Origin of the sequence: Streptomyces sp. Ncost-T10-10d (assembly GCF_900091955.1) — a bacterium.
Classification (GTDB): domain Bacteria; phylum Actinomycetota; class Actinomycetes; order Streptomycetales; family Streptomycetaceae; genus Streptomyces.
Genome location: NZ_FMDF01000130.1, coordinates 1 through 15,486 on the forward strand (window position 1 = coordinate 1; position 15,486 = coordinate 15,486).

The 15,486-nt window shown below is 69.8% G+C and carries 13 protein-coding genes; 7 read left to right on the top strand and 6 right to left on the bottom strand.

From position 1 onward, the window contains the following. From GA0115254_RS20645 to GA0115254_RS20660, 4 genes are all read right to left on the bottom strand, one after another. A partial coding sequence (locus GA0115254_RS20645) for a VOC family protein (protein ID WP_093896762.1) occupies positions 1 to 450 on the bottom strand: 450 nt, incomplete at its 3' end. Positions 451 to 506: 56 nt separating this feature from the next. Continuing rightward, complete coding sequence (locus GA0115254_RS20650; RefSeq protein WP_176740216.1) at positions 507 to 1,655, bottom strand: serine hydrolase domain-containing protein; 1,149 nt, start codon at positions 1,653 to 1,655, stop codon at positions 507 to 509. 415 nt (positions 1,656 to 2,070) lie between these two features. Beyond that, complete coding sequence (locus GA0115254_RS20655; protein WP_093896763.1) at positions 2,071 to 2,769, bottom strand: VOC family protein; 699 nt, start codon at positions 2,767 to 2,769, stop codon at positions 2,071 to 2,073. A 146-nt stretch (positions 2,770 to 2,915) separates the two neighbouring features. Beyond that, positions 2,916 to 5,498, bottom strand: a complete 2,583-nt coding sequence (locus GA0115254_RS20660; protein ID WP_093896764.1) for an MDR family MFS transporter — start codon at positions 5,496 to 5,498, stop codon at positions 2,916 to 2,918. Between the two features lie 56 nt (positions 5,499 to 5,554). Between GA0115254_RS20660 and GA0115254_RS44620 the strand changes: the two genes are divergently transcribed. Then, entirely contained in the window at positions 5,555 to 5,713 is a 159-nt protein-coding gene (locus GA0115254_RS44620) for a hypothetical protein (protein WP_176740217.1), read from the top strand. 276 nt (positions 5,714 to 5,989) lie between these two features. Here GA0115254_RS44620 and GA0115254_RS20665 read toward each other — a convergent pair whose 3' ends face one another. Next, positions 5,990 to 6,808: an SCO2400 family protein gene (locus GA0115254_RS20665; RefSeq protein WP_093896765.1), complete on the bottom strand. Its 819-nt coding sequence runs from the start codon at positions 6,806 to 6,808 to the stop codon at positions 5,990 to 5,992. 378 nt (positions 6,809 to 7,186) lie between these two features. Between GA0115254_RS20665 and GA0115254_RS20670 the strand changes: the two genes are divergently transcribed. Next, positions 7,187 to 8,056 carry an LLM class F420-dependent oxidoreductase gene (locus GA0115254_RS20670; protein WP_093896766.1) on the top strand — a complete coding sequence of 290 codons (870 nt, stop codon included), beginning with the start codon at positions 7,187 to 7,189 and terminating at the stop codon, positions 8,054 to 8,056. A 73-nt stretch (positions 8,057 to 8,129) separates the two neighbouring features. Next, a complete protein-coding gene (locus tag GA0115254_RS20675; RefSeq protein ID WP_093896767.1) occupies positions 8,130 to 9,311 on the top strand; it encodes a PP2C family protein-serine/threonine phosphatase in 1,182 nt (393 codons plus the stop codon). A 189-nt stretch (positions 9,312 to 9,500) separates the two neighbouring features. On the opposite strand, the gene GA0115254_RS20680 is transcribed toward GA0115254_RS20675, so the two are convergent. Then, positions 9,501 to 10,004 carry a DinB family protein gene (locus GA0115254_RS20680; protein WP_093896768.1) on the bottom strand — a complete coding sequence of 168 codons (504 nt, stop codon included), beginning with the start codon at positions 10,002 to 10,004 and terminating at the stop codon, positions 9,501 to 9,503. Between the two features lie 305 nt (positions 10,005 to 10,309). On the opposite strand from GA0115254_RS20680, the gene GA0115254_RS20685 reads away from it, so the two are divergent. From GA0115254_RS20685 to GA0115254_RS20700, 4 genes are all read left to right on the top strand, one after another. Then, the gene (locus GA0115254_RS20685; protein WP_093896769.1) at positions 10,310 to 11,599 is read left to right on the top strand and encodes a sensor histidine kinase; all 1,290 of its coding nucleotides are present in this window, start codon (positions 10,310 to 10,312) and stop codon (positions 11,597 to 11,599) included. Beyond that, positions 11,563 to 12,207 (top strand): LuxR C-terminal-related transcriptional regulator, encoded by a 645-nt coding sequence (locus GA0115254_RS20690; protein WP_093896770.1) that lies wholly within the window; start codon positions 11,563 to 11,565, stop codon positions 12,205 to 12,207. Before GA0115254_RS20685 ends, GA0115254_RS20690 begins: the two co-directional genes overlap by 37 nt. 214 nt (positions 12,208 to 12,421) lie before the next feature. Continuing rightward, complete coding sequence (locus GA0115254_RS20695) at positions 12,422 to 14,617, top strand: MMPL family transporter (protein WP_093896771.1); 2,196 nt, start codon at positions 12,422 to 12,424, stop codon at positions 14,615 to 14,617. Between the two features lie 211 nt (positions 14,618 to 14,828). Beyond that, complete coding sequence (locus GA0115254_RS20700; protein WP_093896883.1) at positions 14,829 to 15,422, top strand: hypothetical protein; 594 nt, start codon at positions 14,829 to 14,831, stop codon at positions 15,420 to 15,422. Positions 15,423 to 15,486: the final 64 nt, after the last annotated feature.

Here is a 15,486-nt window from a genome sequence, read left to right on the forward strand (position 1 = left end):
GACGTCGAATTCGTTGCCCTCGGGGTCCTGCATAGCGGCGGCGTAGAGCCCCATGTCCGGCTCATCCTTGATCCGCAGCACGGTGGCACCAGCTTTGACCAGCCGTTCCACCGTAGCCTTGACCCGCTGTGTGCGGACGTCCAGTGGGACGTCACGGCCCCCACCGACCTTCAGGTCGAAGTGCCACCGGTTCTTGGCGACCTTCGGCTCCGGAACCTGCTGGAACCACACCCTCGGTCCTCGTCCGGCAGGATCGGTGATCGACTCCGGAATGTCCCCGGCACCGGCCGGCAAATCTGCCTCGGGCACGCCCATCGACGCCCAGTAAGCACGCCACGTGGCGTGCCCGCCCGGCGGAGGCTCAGGCACATAGCCCAGGGCCTCGGCCCAGAAGGTCACCATTTTCTGTGGATCGGAGCAATCGATCGTCAGTTGCAGCGTCATCTCCATGCTCGGAGCATCCCAGACAGGTCTGACAGACGATCCACTTTCGCAACAGGTCCTGTCTAGGGGCGGGTTCGGCACAGTTCCTGACCCATGAGTGTGAGCATGGCCTGCTGAGTGTCCTGGCCGCCGTCACTGGTGACGTACACCACGGCGGTCCGGGTCCCGCCTCGGGCGGCGCCACCCCAGGTGACATAGCCGAGGAGTTCGCCCCGGTGACCGAAGTAGCTGCCGCCACAGGGCAACGGAATCTCGGCAAGACCGAGTCCATACCTCACGCCCAGCTCGGGCGCGGGCACGGTGGTCGTCATCTCGTCGAGCTGCGCCGGAGCCAGCAGACGGCCGCCGAGCAGCGCGGCGTAGAACCGGTTCAGGTCGTGCGCGGTGCTGATGACCGAGCCGGAGCCGACGGTCATACTCGAATTGAGCTCCGTGACGTCGATGGCGGTGTCGGTGCCGAACGCGGCGTAGCCACGGGCGTGCGGGCCCAGGATGGATGGGAAGACGCCGGGCGTACTGGTGTCCCTCAGGTGCAGGGGGCGGATGATCCGGTCCTTCACCTCCCGTGCCCAACTCCGGCCGGTGACCTTGTGGGTGATCATTGCGGCGAGAGTGTAGTTGGTGTTGGAGTACGACCAGCCTTCGCCCGGAAAGAACTTGGGAGAGTGCCGCATCGCCAGACCCACCAACTCCTCGGGGGTGTACGTGCGGAACCGTTCGGCCCGATAGCCGTCCGCGCTGGTCAACGCGGATATCTGCGGTCCGACATCAGGGATGCCGCTGGTGTGCTGCAGCAACTGCCGCACGGTGATCCGGCTGCCGTCGTTGCCGTTGCCCCGGACCACTCCCGGCAGCCACTGCTCGACGGTGTCCTCCAGGGACATTCGTCCCTCGCCGACAAGTTGCAGCACAACCGTGGCGGTGAAGGTCTTGGTGGCACTGCCGATCCGGAACCTGCCGTCCCGCGGCATCGGCCTCCTTGTGTTCATCGCGGCCGTCCCGGCGTACGCGCTGTCGCGTGCGTCCGGTGACGTCACCTCGGCGTGCACACCGACGGCCCCGGTGTCGTGGATCGCCTCCACCTGCCGTTGGAGCGGATCGGCCGGCCGCGGCTTCGCCGCCGCCGTGGGCGCGGTCGATGCGGCGAGGAGAGCTGTAGCCAGGCTGGTCAGGACGAGCAGGCCTCGCCGACGCTTTCTTAACCCATGCACGACGACCCCTTCTCTGTTCAGGTTGCGCGCGTTCAGGGACCGCTCAGGCTGTGGCTCGCGACTGTGTCGCCCCTTGAGCCGACGGTCGGAGACCATCCCACCAGCGGAGAGGGGATCGGGCCATCCGGCTTTCCCCCTGACGTGCCGACGCGCTGTCCTCAGGGCGGTGCCGGGGGTTGCCCCCCGCAGGGAGGCTTGAGGCTCCCCCCGGCCGGTCCCGACCGGCAAGATCACGTTCTACGGCTGGATGCCTGTCCCGCGGTTGACACAGGGCGCGAGATCTTACGCAAGGGCCCGGTACCGCGAGAGCGTCGCGGTGCCGGGCCCCTTTGCCCGGTGCACGCGTACCTCCCTGGACGATTAGTTCCGAATGCTGTCGGCCCATCCGGAGTGCGGGGAGGGTGACCGAGATTGTTCACGGGAGGGCGGTGGCCGGCTCGGGCGGGCCCGCCACGCCGACGCACGCCTCGTTGCCCTCGGGGTCGGCCAGCACCCAGTTCGACGGCGCGTCGGCATCGTTCACCAGACGACCGCCGGCCGCGAGTGCTGCGGCTATCCGGGCCTCGGCCTGGTCGTAGGGCACCCACACGTCGACGTGGACCCGGTTGCGCTGTGGGCGTGGCGCGTCCATCTGCTGGAAGTAGAACGGTGCCCCGCGGCGGCGCGGGTCGATCAGGTCCTCGCCGCTGTTGGCGCGGTCCTGGTAACCGAGTAGGGCACGCCAGAACGCCACCACGTCGGGAGCGGCGAGGGCATCGATGGTGACCTGGACGGTCTGCACGACGGATGGGTCGGCCAGCATGTCCAGGGTGCGGGCCACCGCCGAGATCTGCCGGGCCAGCTCGATGTGTCGTTCGGTCATTCCGTAGTAGTCGTCCGTGACCGTGATCAGCCGAACGATCACACCCTCCTGCCTCACATCGACGTCCGGGTGATCGTCCTCAATTCCCGGTATCCCACTGATCGCCTGCACGAACTGGGCACCGACCGCGAACGACCCGGTGCGGAAGTACGCACACGCCCCCTCGCCCACCACGCGCCAGTCCTCCACACCGACAGTCTCGTGGAACTGCTGCGGCCTGATGCGCTCCGTCTTGCTCTCTACGTAGGTCATGCGCTCAACGTAGCGTGCAGGTCCGACAACTCCCGCCGATCTTGCGGGACCTCGGAACTACTCGTCGGGGCGGAGGCGCTCATTGCCCGGTCACTGGCCAAGGAATCGGACGGCCGATTCCCGGGCGAATCGACCGGTGCGCGAGATCAACGGGAGTCGGGGTCACCACTCGGAGCCTCGGCCGTGACCAGCAGGCCGGCGAGCAGGCCCGCGAGCAGCGTGAGGCCGACCGCCCACCAGAGGATGACGGAGTAGCCGCCCAGGACCGCCTTGTCGGTCTCCCTTACGACGTCGGACAGTGCCGCCGGAAGGTTCTGTCGGCTGAGCAGGACGCCTTGCTCGACTGCTTTGGTCAAGCCCTCAGGAGCGCCTGACATGTGATCCAGCTGAGCGGAGACCACCGAGGCGAGGATGCCGCCGAACAGGGGCGAGGCGGCCCAGCCGCCCGACTGCTGGGCCATGTTGACCATCGCCGAGGCCCCGCCGGAGTCCTGTGGGGAGATCTCGCCGGTCGCGGTGGCGAAGAGCGGCACGAAGGCCAGGCCGAGACCGAAGCCGATGAGGAGAGTGCCGGGCAGCACCTGGGTGGCGTACGCACTTTTGGCGTCGAGGCCGGTCAGGAGCGCCAGGCCGATCGCCGTCAGCACCAGGCCCGGCACGATGAGGACGCGGGGCGCCAGCCGGCGGTACAGGCGGGCGGAGACCTGGGTGGCGGCGATGACGACCGCACCGGCCATGGGCAGCAGGGCCACGCCGATCTGGGAGGGGGCATAGCCGAGGGCACCCTGCAGGTACCTGGTCAGTATCAGGTGCAGGGCGAACATGCCCATGCCGATGAAGGCCAGGGCGAGGCAGGAGCCGACGCGGTTGCGGTCCTGGAAGACGTACGGCGGCAGGAGTGGGCTGGTTGTCGCGGTCTGCCACCAGGCGAAGACCAGGAGCAGGGCGAGCCCGCCCACGAGGAGCAGCACGACCAGGAGATCGGTCCAGCCGCGCGACTCGGCCCGGCCGAAGCCGTAGACGAGGGTGGCAAGCCCGACGGAGCCGAGCAGCAGGCCCGGAACGTCGAGGCGGGCAGGGGAGCGGACCGGGCCGTCGTGCACCAGGGCGGCCGCACCGATCGCCGCTGTCACGGCGAGCGGGACGCCGGCGTAGAAGCACCAGCGCCAGCTCATGCTTTCGGCCAGCCATCCGCCCCCGAACAGGCCGATCGCCGTTCCGCTGCCGGCGATCGCCGCATAGATCCCGAAAGCCCTGCCGCGCTCCTTCGGACCGGTGAAGTCGGTTGACACCAGGGCCAGCACGGCCGATGAGAGCAGCGCGGCGGACGCGCCCTGCAGGACGTCGGCCGCGATGAGTACGCCGAAAGAAGGGGACAAGCCGCCGATCACGCCCGCCACCGCGTAGCCGACCAGACCGGTGATCAACGTCCGTTTGCGGCCGATGAGATCAGTGATGTGTCCGCCGAGCAGCAGCAGTGCGCCGAATGCCAGTGCAGAGGCGAGGGGCAACGAGTCCAGGTCGTCGGCAGCGAGGTGCAGATCGGCGTAGATGGACGGCAACGCCATGTTCGTGGTCGTCGTGCCGATCAGCACCAGCAGTTGCGCCAGCACGGCCACAGCCAGTCCCCCCCACCGTCTGGGGTGCGGACCATGGACGTCGGCCGGGGCCGGTGACGGGGGCCAGGCACCTGGCACCGGGCCCGCGGATGGCGCGAACCCCGGCGGCGCCGGGCGGTGGTCCGCCGGTGTCGTCGGGGTGTACACGGGAGGTGGGGGAAGTGGCTGGGCCTGGGCCGGGATACGCGGGCCCGGCTGCGCGGTCCGTGTCTCCGGGGCGAAGTCCAGCAACTGGGCCGCATGGCGTCCGAGTTGGGCGAGCACCGAGCCGGGCAGCCATTCGCCGTCCTGGTCGGTGACCGTACGGGCGGCCACGTCGGCGGGCGTGGGCCGCTGCGCCGGGTCCTTGTGCAGGCATGCGCGGACGAGATCGACGAGTGACTCCGGTACGCCGGTCAGGTCCGCTTCCTCCTCCGCGATCCGGAAGAGGTGTGCGTTCAGGCCGGTTTCCGTGGCGCCGAAGAGGAGGCGGCCGGTGGCGGCGTAGACGAGGACGGCACCCAGGCAGAACACATCGCTGGCCGGGGTGAGTTCGAGGCCGCGTACCTGCTCGGGCGACATGAAACCGGGGGATCCGATGAGCATCCCGGTGCGGGTGTGCAGGCTGTCCCCGGCGAGGCTGTCCATCGCCCGTGCGATACCGAAGTCGATCACGCGCGGGCCGTCCACCGTCACCAGTACGTTGGACGGCTTCAGGTCGCGGTGGATCAGGCCCGCCCCGTGGACCGACTGCAGGGCCACTGCCAGGCGGTTGGCGAGGGTGCGGACCGAGTGCTCGGGCAACGGCCCGAAGTCCTTGGCGACCACGGTGGTCAGATCGGGCCCGGGGATGTACTGGGTCGCCACCCAGGGCACCTGTGCCTCGGTGTCGGCGTCGAGCACGGCTGCCGTCCAGGTCCCGCCCACTCGCCGGGCAGCCGCCACCTCGCGTGCGAACCGCCTGCGGAATTCGGGGTGCTGGGCGTGCTCGGCCTGCACCACCTTCACAGCCACTGTTCGTCCGGCTTCCGAGCGGCCCAGGTACACCAGGCCCATGCCGCCCGCGCCCAGACGGGCGATCAGGCGATACGGGCCGATGCGCGTCGGATCCTCGGTGATCAATTGGTCCACGGCAGTAAGGTAGTTGAGGCGCCCGGACCTCGGTGTCGAATCACGGTGAATCATCGATGCAGTGTGTGAACGCCGTGCGGTCGGTGCTGGTCGAGGAGGCAGGGCAGACCGTGACATTCGAGATCCGTGGTGACGGCGAGCAGTGCCAGATCACCGACAACGGCTCGGGCCGGGCCTTCGTGGTTGCAGCAGGTGATCGGCCCAGCCGACTTTGATGTCGTGTCACTTTGACCCGGACGCGACCACGCTCTGCCGGACGCGGCGCAGGTGGGCGCTCCTGCTGGTGACGGCCACTGGGGCTCCATGTCCGCCGCAGCGGTCCTCACCATCGCTCCGACGGTGATCCTCTTCGCCTTCGCGAGCCGCCATATCGTGCCGGGGCTCACTTCGGGGGCAGCCAAGGGGTAGGGCGACGGCCTTCGGGCCCCCGAGTTGCCGGGGGCCCGGTCACCAAGGCGATGTCCAGCGGCTTTCCGCGTCGAGGTCGCGCCTCAGCCGATGCAGAGGACGAGTACGCAGATCTGCGAGGGCGACGTCGATGCCGGTGGAGGGCTCGCCGGTGTACCCGAGTCGGAGCCGGTGCTGCCGGTGTTGCTCGCGTTGTCGGCGGGCGCGGGTGCTTGCTGCGGCGGCTTGGCGGCGGGAGCGGGGGCCGTTTCGGTATCGGTCGACGGGACGGCGTCCCCCGTCCGAGGCACCGACCTCGCCACCGTACGAGGAGCGGCGGGGGCGTCCGGCCGGGCACTCAGCGGCGCGGCGTGGGCCGGGGCGGCAGTGGGCTGCCGACGGGCGGTGTCGGTCGCGGGCGACTGCGCGGCGGGGATGCGGGAGGAGCGCTGCGTCTCGGGCTGCGCCGCCGACGCGCCGGGGTGCTGCTGCGTCCGTTCCTCCGCGGAGTCCATGCTCGCGACGTCCGGCGCCGGGACCGCCGGCGCGCTGGCCGCCTGTGCCTGGTCGGCGGACTGCCGGTCCATCGCGGTGACGGTCAGGCCGCCTCCGACGAGCGCGACGGCGGTCGCGACCACGGCCCGGCGCTTGTTCTTCTTCCAGCGCGCCATCTCACGCCGTCGCGCCGCCCGCCCGCGCGGCGCAGGCACCGGGCCGGTCCGGGCCGTCGCCTCGTCACCGGGACCGCCGTCGTCGTCGTGCCAGGTGTGCGAGGGCGAGAACTCGTAAGCCGCCGTGGTGGCCCGGGCAGGGACGGCGCGACTGCCGACCGTGCCGGGAGCGATGTCCGGGGCGTAGGCACCGCACCCGGGACACACCAGGGCACCGTTGAGATGCCGACGACACGAGGAGCAGTAGTCCATCTGCGGTCTTCCTGAGTTGACATGCCGTCGAGCCGCCGGATCGCGGCCTGGTGCACGTTCGCACGTGGAATCGAGCGGCCAGCAACGCTAACGAGGATGTCGAGCAACTGTGTGCAGCCTGTGTGACGCTCCTGCACGGATTCTCTGCGAGCTTCGCATGCGGGCCATTACGGGGGGCCGTCGTCCCGGTCAAGGGCGTACCGAAATGCCGACGGCCGCATGGGCGCGTAGCGTGACTACCGGCTACGGACGGTGGCTGTGGGGCGGGTGGTCAGGAGGTGGAACGCCGACGGGCCCGGAGCACGAATCCGGCCGGCCCTCCAGCCGGTGCGGCGACGCCGTCCCGGCCTGCTCTCCCTTGACCTGCGGAGGTCGGACGTGAATCTCGGCTTGCACTACTGGAACTACTCGACACCGGCCGACCCCGCGCTCATCGCGCCGACACTCGCGGAGTCGGTGAGGATCGCCGAACAGGCGGGGATCTCGTCGTTCACCGTGATGGATCACTACTTCCAGATGGAGACCGGGCAGACCGTCGCCGACGACCCGATGCTGGAGGGGTACACCACGCTCGGCTACGTGGCGGCGGTGAGCGAGCGCATGACGCTCGGCCTGATGGTCACGGGCGTGATGTACCGGCACCCCGGGCTGCTGGCGAAGATCGTCACCAGCCTCGATGTGCTGTCGCGCGGCAGGGCCAGGCTGGGCATCGGCGCCTCCTGGTACGAGCGGGAGCAGTACGGGCTCGGAGTGCCGGTGGTTCCGGTCGCCGAGCGGTTCGAACGGCTGGAGGAGACGATCCTGATCTGCCTGCAGATGTGGAGCGACGACAACGGCCCGTTCCGGGGTCGTCATTACCAGCTCGCCGAGACGCTGTGCGTGCCCGAGCCGATCGGCGAGCGCCCGCCGATCATGATCGGCGGCGGGGGCGAGAGGAAGACCCTGCTCCTGGCCGCCCGCTATGCGGATGCCTGCAATCTGTTCGCCACCGACCAGGAAGAAGTGGCTCACAAGCTCGACGTGCTGCGCGCCCACTGCGCCACGGAGGACCGTGACTACGACGCCATCGCGAAGACCGTGATGTACAACGGCCCGGTGCTGGCCAGGCCGGACGCGTTTCTCGCGGAGGCGGAGGCGTACGCGAGGCTGGGCATCAGCGAGATCCAGGTGCTGCCCGACCGGCACCCGGTCAGCTTCACCCACCAGGTCGCCGAGCACATCGCACCTGGCATTGCCGCGATGGGGTAACCGGACGGGGCCCGGTGGGGTCGCGGCGGCGGGTGCCCAGGAGACACTGCCCGTATAGGAATATAACGGTCATATGGGTGTGCGACGTCTGTGGGATCACTTCCGGGAGCATCCAGCCGGTGGCGGGCTGGTGGCGGTCCCGTTCGTGCTGATCGTGACGATCGCCGCGCTGGATATCTCCACCGGGCGCGATATCCATCTGGGCCCGCTGCTGGTCATCGCGCCCGCTCTGACCGCCTCCCTCGCCGGGCCGCGGCTCACCGCTCTCGCGGGGGCCCTGGCAGTGGCGGCCCAGGTGCTCATCGCTGTCGTCCTCGGCGGACTGACCACGCCCAACCACTTGGCGCAGACCATTGCGCTGACCGTGCTCTCCGCTTTGGTGGTTTTCATGCGGTTTGTGCGGGAGCGGCGCGACCGGGCGCTGAGCCGGGCACGCTCCGTGGCGGAGACGGCTCAGCGTGTCCTGCTTCGGCCTCCACCACGCCGGATCGGCCCGCTGCAGGTGGCATGGCTGTACATGTCCGCGGAGGACGAGACCGAGATCGGGGGTGATCTGTTCGCGTTCGCCCGCGCCGCGCATGCCGCGACCCGGGTGGTCATCGGCGATGTCCGGGGCAACGGGCTGGCCGCCATCGGTGAGGCCTCGCTGGTGCTGGGGGCATTCCGTGAGGGCGCTCACCGGTATGCCACCCTCCCCGGGCTGGTAGCTGCCCTCGGAGACAGCGTCTCCCGGAACCTGGAGGACGTGACGGACACCGAGCACGACCCCGGCGAGCACTTCATCACCTGCCTCGTCCTGGAGATCCCCGACGACGGCCTGCCGGCCGCCGAGATGATCAATTGCGGACATCCCCCGCCCCTGCTGGTGCGCGATCAGCGGGTCACGGTCCTGTATGCCCGACAGCCCCTGCCTCCGCTGGGCGTGTGCGAACGAACGATCGAGGACGACCGCATCGACCCGTTCACCTTCGAAGGCGGTGACATGCTCGTCCTCTACACCGACGGTGTCATCGAAGCCCGCTCACCGTCCGGAGCGTTCTACCCGCTCGCCAAACGGGTCGCCTCCTTCCCCGCCACCAACCCCGACACCCTGCTGCACCACATCCACCGCGATCTGCTCGCCCACGTCGGCGGCCACCTCGCCGACGACGCCGCCCTCCTGGTCATCGAACGCACTTCTTCTCACCGGCCGCATCTCACGCCCCGTCTCCCCGACGGCCACCACCGGCACCACCCCGGCGGAGCCGGAACGTAGATCCAGGTCGGCGCCGATGCCGGATTCTCGCCAGAGGATGACCAACGGCCAAGGCTCGACTGCTCGCATGACCACCACGCGGCCGGAGAGGCGCCTTCGAGGCCCGCTGACCCGGCCACCACAAATCAGCACGACAACTACGGTGCCTCGGCACACCGTGCCGTTGTGACCGGGCGGTCGGTCACAGCACTAGACGCCGGTGGAGCCGTCGACGATCTCCCGGATCATGTCGAGGTGGCCGTTGTGTCGCGCGGTCTCCTCGATCAGGTGCAGCACGATCCAGCGCAGATCGGGATACCGGCCGTCTCTCTGCGGGCGTTTGGCCGGAGTGTCCAGGTCGTGGGAAGCGACCAGTTCGCGGTAGCGGGTGGTCCGTGCCTCGTACTCCGACAGCAGGTCGGCGAGCGGGATGTCCACCGCGATACGCATCTCGCGGTCGGGGTCCTCGTCCGTCCAGGGCCCTTCGTCCTCGCCACCCAGGAACGCCACTTCGAACCAGTAGTACTCCACCCAACTGAGGTGGCTGATCAGCCCGGAGACCGTCATCAGGGGCGAGCCGGGCAGCGGGGCGCGGCGGGCATCGTCGGTCGAGATGCCCTCGCACTTCGCGCGTGCGGTGCCGCGGGCGTAGTCGAGGAAGGTGGCCAGCTGGGTGCGTTCGTCCCATGCGGGAGGCGTGTCGGTGCGTGTCATCGACGTAAACCATGTGCGACGGCCCGCCCCCTGTCCATCCATTTCGGCCGGGAGCGAACCGAGCCGCAGTGGCGCGCCCTGCCCGACCGGGGCGGCTTCGACACCACGGCGATCTCCCGCGGCGCCCGTGCAGCCCTCGTCGAGGCGGCCCCGCGCAAGGCTCCCGCATGGCGTCCCTCCGAGGACCTTCCAGGGGGACCTGAGTCCCCCCTGGAAGAGGGGTGACAGGCCCAATGATCCCGGGGCGGTCGCACGACAGACTGCTCTCTGCCGGGACCAAGAGGACCCACTCGCAGGAGGCAGTCATGACAACACCAGCACCGCCCAGGCTCTGGCAGTCGCCGCTGCGGGGAATCGCCCTGGCGGCGCAGAAGGCGCCGCAGCTCGCACTCTTCGTCCTGACGGTGATCTCCCTCGTCTATCTCGGGTTCGGCGTGGGTGTGCTGCTCCTGCCGCTCGCGGTGGCGGGCGTACGGAAGCTGGCGAACCGGTCGCGGCGCCTGGCGTACACCTGGTCCGGGGTCAGGATCTCCGAGCCGTACCTTCCGCTGCCCGGCCAAGAGCCGGGATTCCTCGGCCGGGTGCGCCGCTGCCGGCAGCTGCTCACAGACCCCGCCACCTGGCGGGACATGCTGTGGACGATCACCGACCCGGTCATCGGTACCGTGCTCGCGCTGCTGCCCGCGGCCCTGCTCGTCTACGGACTGGAGGGCCTGGTCTTCCCGTTCGTCTGGGACGCTCTCGTGTCGGCCGGCTACGACGACCACTACGCCGGTCTGATCGATGTGAGCGGCGAGCGGGGTGTGGGGGCCTGGCTGATGCCTCTGGCCGGCATCGGGTTCATCGGCCTCGGCCTCTGGGCCGGCCCCCGCCTCCTCACCGCCCACGCCCTGTTCACGCGCAAGCTGCTCGGCCCGCGGCCCGGGGACGAACTCGCCGCGCGAGTAGGCCATTTGACCCGCACACGGGGGGCGGTCGTGGACAGTCAGGCGGCGGAGCTGCGCCGCATCGAACGGGATCTGCACGACGGGGCACAGGCCCGGCTGGTCGCCATGGGTATGAATCTCGACGCCGTCGAGCAACTCCTGGACACCAACCCCGAAGCCGCCCGCGCCCTGTTGGCGGAGACCCGGGACTCGTCCTCGAAAGCGCTCGGCGAACTCCGCGATCTCGTCAGGGGAATCCACCCGCCGGTCCTCTCCGACCGGGGACTGGGCGATGCCGTACGCGCCCTGGCCCTGGACAGTCCCCTCCCGGTCGACGTCGCCGTCGATCTGCCGGGCCGGCTGGACGCACCCGTCGAGTCCGCCGCGTACTTCGCCGTCAGCGAGTTGCTGACGAACGTGGCGAAGCACGCCCGCGCAGGGCGCGTCTGGATCGATGTCCGGCACGAGAACGACGCGTTGCGCATCAGCATGAGCGACGACGGAGTCGGTGGAGCGACCGCATCGGCGGGAACCGGGCTGCACGGAATCGAGAACCGCATTGCCGCATTCGACGGCATACTTGCCGTGAACAGCCCCCAGGGCGGACCGACGATGGCGACCATGGAGATCCCGTGCGCATTGTTCTCGCCGAAGATCTCTTCCTCCTGAGGGAAGGTCTGGTCCGCCTCCTCACGGCCCATGGATTCGAGATCGCCGCAGCCGTGGACAACGGACCCGCCCTCCTGGACGCGCTCATCGAGCACCGGCCGGACGTGGCGCTCGTGGATGTGCGTCTCCCGCCCACCTTCACCGACGAGGGACTGCGCGCCGCCATCGAGGCACGGACCAGGATCCCCGGACTTCCGGTGCTGGTGCTCTCGCAGTACGTGGAGCAGCTCTACGCACGCGAACTGCTGGCGGACGGCTCGGGCGGGGTCGGATACCTGCTCAAGGACCGGGTCTTCGACAGCCGGCAGTTCATCGACTGTGTGCGCCGGGTGGCCGCCGGAGGCAGCGCGATGGACCCGGACGTGGTGGCGAAACTCCTGGCGGGCAACGCGAGCGACGAACCGCTGGCCCGGCTCACCGCACGCGAGCGTGAGGTACTCGCGCTGGTGGCGGAGGGCCGGTCCAACGCCGCCGTCGCCGCACGGCTCGGTATCAGCGAGAAGGTCGTCACCAAACACACGTCGAATGTCTTCGCGAAACTCGACCTGGCACCGTCCGACGACGACAACCGCCGTGTTCTCGCCGTCCTTGCCTATCTGAATTCCTGAACGCCGCAGCTGTACAGGCGCCGTACAGCCGTCACGGGCATGCTGCGCCCGATGAGTCATGACCTCATTCGGGGAAATTCAGAGAAATTCAGATGAAGGCGCTCGCCGCCGACACCTCCTGGATCGAGCGCCACGACGCGGAGGCGGCACTCGCCGCACACCCACGGCCTGACCCCCAACCCCCCTGAATCCAACCCCTGGACGAGGAGTCCCCATGTCAAGACCGCACAGCTGGGCCGACCGGCTGCTGACCTCACCGGGCGGAAGGAAGGGCAAATGGCTGACGCTGATCGCGTGGCTGATCATCGTCGCCGTGTCCGTGCCGCTCGCCGGACAGCTGTCCGGCATCGAGAAGGACGAACTCACCGTCGAGCTGCCCCGCGGGGCCGAGTCCACCGATGTCGCGGGCCTCGCCGACCGGTTCGCCGACGGCAGGATCTCGCTCGGCATCGTCGTCTACGCCCACGCCGACGGGCTCACCTCCGAGGACAGGGCGAAGGTCGCCGCCGACGTCAAGGAGTACGCCGCACTGGCGGCCGGGCCGGTCGAACCGGCCAGGCCCTCCGCAGACGGCAAGGCGCTGACCGTACTGGTGCCCCTCGACAAGGAGGACGGCACCGCACTCGCGGACAACGCCAAGAAGGTGCGGGAGCGGGCCACGGCCGACCGGCCCGACGGCCTCGAAGCGAAGCTGACCGGACCGGCGGGCAACTCGCTGGACGCCACCGACGCCCGTGAGTCGACCGGCCGCGCGCTGACCGTCATCACGGTCCTGGTCGTCGCCGCGCTCCTGCTGATCACCTACCGCAGCGCGATCCTGTGGCTGCTGCCCCTCCTCGTCGTGGGCGTCGCCTTCCTCACCACCCAGGCCGTCTCGTATCTCCTCGCCAAGGGCTTCGGCCTGACGGTCGGCGGAGGGAACGAGATCGTGGTGACCGCCCTGCTGTTCGGTGTGGGCACCGACTACGCGATGCTGCTGCTGGCCCGCTACCGCGAGGAGCTGAGGGTCCACGACGACCGGCACCGGGCCGCCCGGATCGCGGCACGCCGTGCCGTGCCGGCCATCGCCGCGTCCGCGGCGACCGTCAGCATCGGTCTGCTCTGCCTCACCCAGGCGGACGTCGGGTTCAACCACACGCTCGGCCCCTCCGGAGCCATCGCCATCGTCTGCGGACTCGCCGCGATGACCACGCTCTTCCCGGCCGTGCTGGTGCTGCTCGGGCGCTGGGTGTTCTGGCCCAACGTGCCGCGCGCCGCGGTGGCCGTGAAGAACGCCGACCACCGCCTGTGGGACCGGATCGGCGGCCGGATCTCCCGGCGCCCCCGTCTGGTGTGGATCGGCTCCGCTCTCGTCCTCACCGTCCTCGCACTCGGTTCGCTGGGCCTCAGGACCGGACTCGACGACGACCACCTCGTGGTCGGCAAGCCGGGCTCGATCGCCGGCCAGGACCTCCTCGCCGCCCATTATCCGGCCGGGCAGAGCCGGCCGGCCCAGGTCATCAGCAGGGCCGACGCGGCCCCCGCGATCGCCGCCGCGCTCAAGGGAATCGACGGGATCGCCGAGGTGGCCCCGGCGGAGAAGTCCACCGACGGCACTCTCGCCGTCACGCGCGCCGTGCTGAAGGACAGCGCGGACAGCGAGGCCGCGGCCCGCACCGTGGACCGGATCCGGACCGCGGTGCACGCCGTGCCCGACGCCGACGCGAAGGTCGGCGGGCCCACGGCGATGGCTCAGGAGAAGGCCGAGGCGCAGGCGCACGACCGCAAGGTGGTGATCCCGCTGGTGCTCGCCGTCGTCTTCCTCGTCCTGGTGGCGCTGCTGAGGGCACTGGTCGCCCCGCTCCTCCTGATGGCGACCGTGGTGCTGTCCTACTTCGCCGCGCTCGGCATCAGCCGGCAGCTGTTCCAGCATGTCCTGGGCTTTCCGGCGGTGGACGTCCAGGTCATGCTGATCGGCTTCCTGTTCCTGGTGGCGCTCGGCGTCGACTACAACATCTTCCTCATCCACCGCATCCGCGAGGAGGTCGGTCATCGCGGCCACCACGCCGGGGTGCTCTCCGGCCTCACCTCCACCGGCGGGGTCATCACCAGTGCGGGCGCCGTGCTCGCGGCGACCTTCGCCGCGCTGACCACCGCACCGCAGGTGGCGTTCATCGAGATCGGCATCGTGGTGGCCGTCGGCGTCCTCATCGACACCTTCCTCGTCCGGTCCGTGCTGGTCCCCGCCCTGGCTCTCGATGTGGGCCGCAGGTTCTGGTGGCCGGGCAGGCCGGCCGCCACGGACGCCGCACCGCCGGCCACCGGGGAGCGGCTCGCGCCGGCCGCGGTGCCGGCCGACAGCGGGGGCGGGCGCACATGGCCCGGAGATGGCCAAGAGCCGGAAGGCGGTGGCCTGTTCAGCCGGGCATGACCGGCGGGCAGCTCCGCTCAGCCTGACGGGGACGGCCCATTGGGGCCCGCCCCTGGGCCCGTGGGCCCAAGCCCGGGCGGGCGGAGCTCATTACGCTCGTACCCGACCATCCATGAGCCCACCTGACCAGGCGCCCGTCACGAGCGCCTGTCCGGCGTGCCCATGCGCACCTGGATCTTCACGTTCCACCACTTCTTGGGGTGATGTGTCGATGAGTGACGGTTTCTTCTACTCGTACCACCTCGGCTGGAGCCGCCCGGATGCCGAGTCGCTCTTCGGCGATCTCGACGCGGCAGGACTGCGGCTCAGACACCCCGTCACGAGGCGGGTCACGCTCCTCGGCCCGGGGCCGGACCCGTGGGGCACTCCTTCGTGGGTGACCAGGGAGCAACTCGTGCTCCTGGCCGGCCTGCAGCGGATCGACCGGGTCGACTTCCTGCTGTGGGTGAACAGCGGAGCCGAAGTTCCGGCGCGCATCCGGCGGATGGGGGACGGAGTCGTCGCGCTCGAATTCGGATTCGGACGGCTGACGCGGGACGAGCAGGAGGTGGCCGCGCGGGCGATCAGAGAGGCGATAGGGCGGGCCTCCGTGCTCTGCATCGGCTTCGTGGTCGACCGGGAGGGCGCTTCCGCGGCGACCGACTGGAGCGGTGTCGTCATCAACGGCACGACATTCTTCGACAGTTGGCCGGACACGCTCGCAGTCCGGCATGAAATCGCGGCGATGCAGCCGCAGTTGTCAGGAGTGGCATCGTTCGATCAGTCGCCGTGGATGCTGTTCGGGAGCGAGGTCCCCAGCCGGTAGCGGGACGGTCCACCGACCCTCTGCGTATCTGCAACTCCTGGCGGAATCAGCAACTTTGAGCCTC

Excerpts from the sequence above, each read along its gene's own strand:
- GA0115254_RS20680 (WP_093896768.1), bottom strand. The coding sequence starts at position 10,004 with ATGACACGCACCGACACGCCTCCCGCATGGGACGAACGCACCCAGCTG.
- GA0115254_RS20655 (WP_093896763.1), bottom strand. The coding sequence starts at position 2,769 with ATGACCTACGTAGAGAGCAAGACGGAGCGCATCAGGCCGCAGCAGTTC.
- GA0115254_RS44620 (WP_176740217.1), top strand. The coding sequence starts at position 5,555 with ATGCAGTGTGTGAACGCCGTGCGGTCGGTGCTGGTCGAGGAGGCAGGG.
- GA0115254_RS20695 (WP_093896771.1), top strand. The coding sequence starts at position 12,422 with ATGTCAAGACCGCACAGCTGGGCCGACCGGCTGCTGACCTCACCGGGC.
- GA0115254_RS20685 (WP_093896769.1), top strand. The coding sequence starts at position 10,310 with ATGACAACACCAGCACCGCCCAGGCTCTGGCAGTCGCCGCTGCGGGGA.
- GA0115254_RS20675 (WP_093896767.1), top strand. The coding sequence starts at position 8,130 with ATGGGTGTGCGACGTCTGTGGGATCACTTCCGGGAGCATCCAGCCGGT.
- GA0115254_RS20665 (WP_093896765.1), bottom strand. The coding sequence starts at position 6,808 with ATGGACTACTGCTCCTCGTGTCGTCGGCATCTCAACGGTGCCCTGGTG.
- GA0115254_RS20700 (WP_093896883.1), top strand. The coding sequence starts at position 14,829 with ATGAGTGACGGTTTCTTCTACTCGTACCACCTCGGCTGGAGCCGCCCG.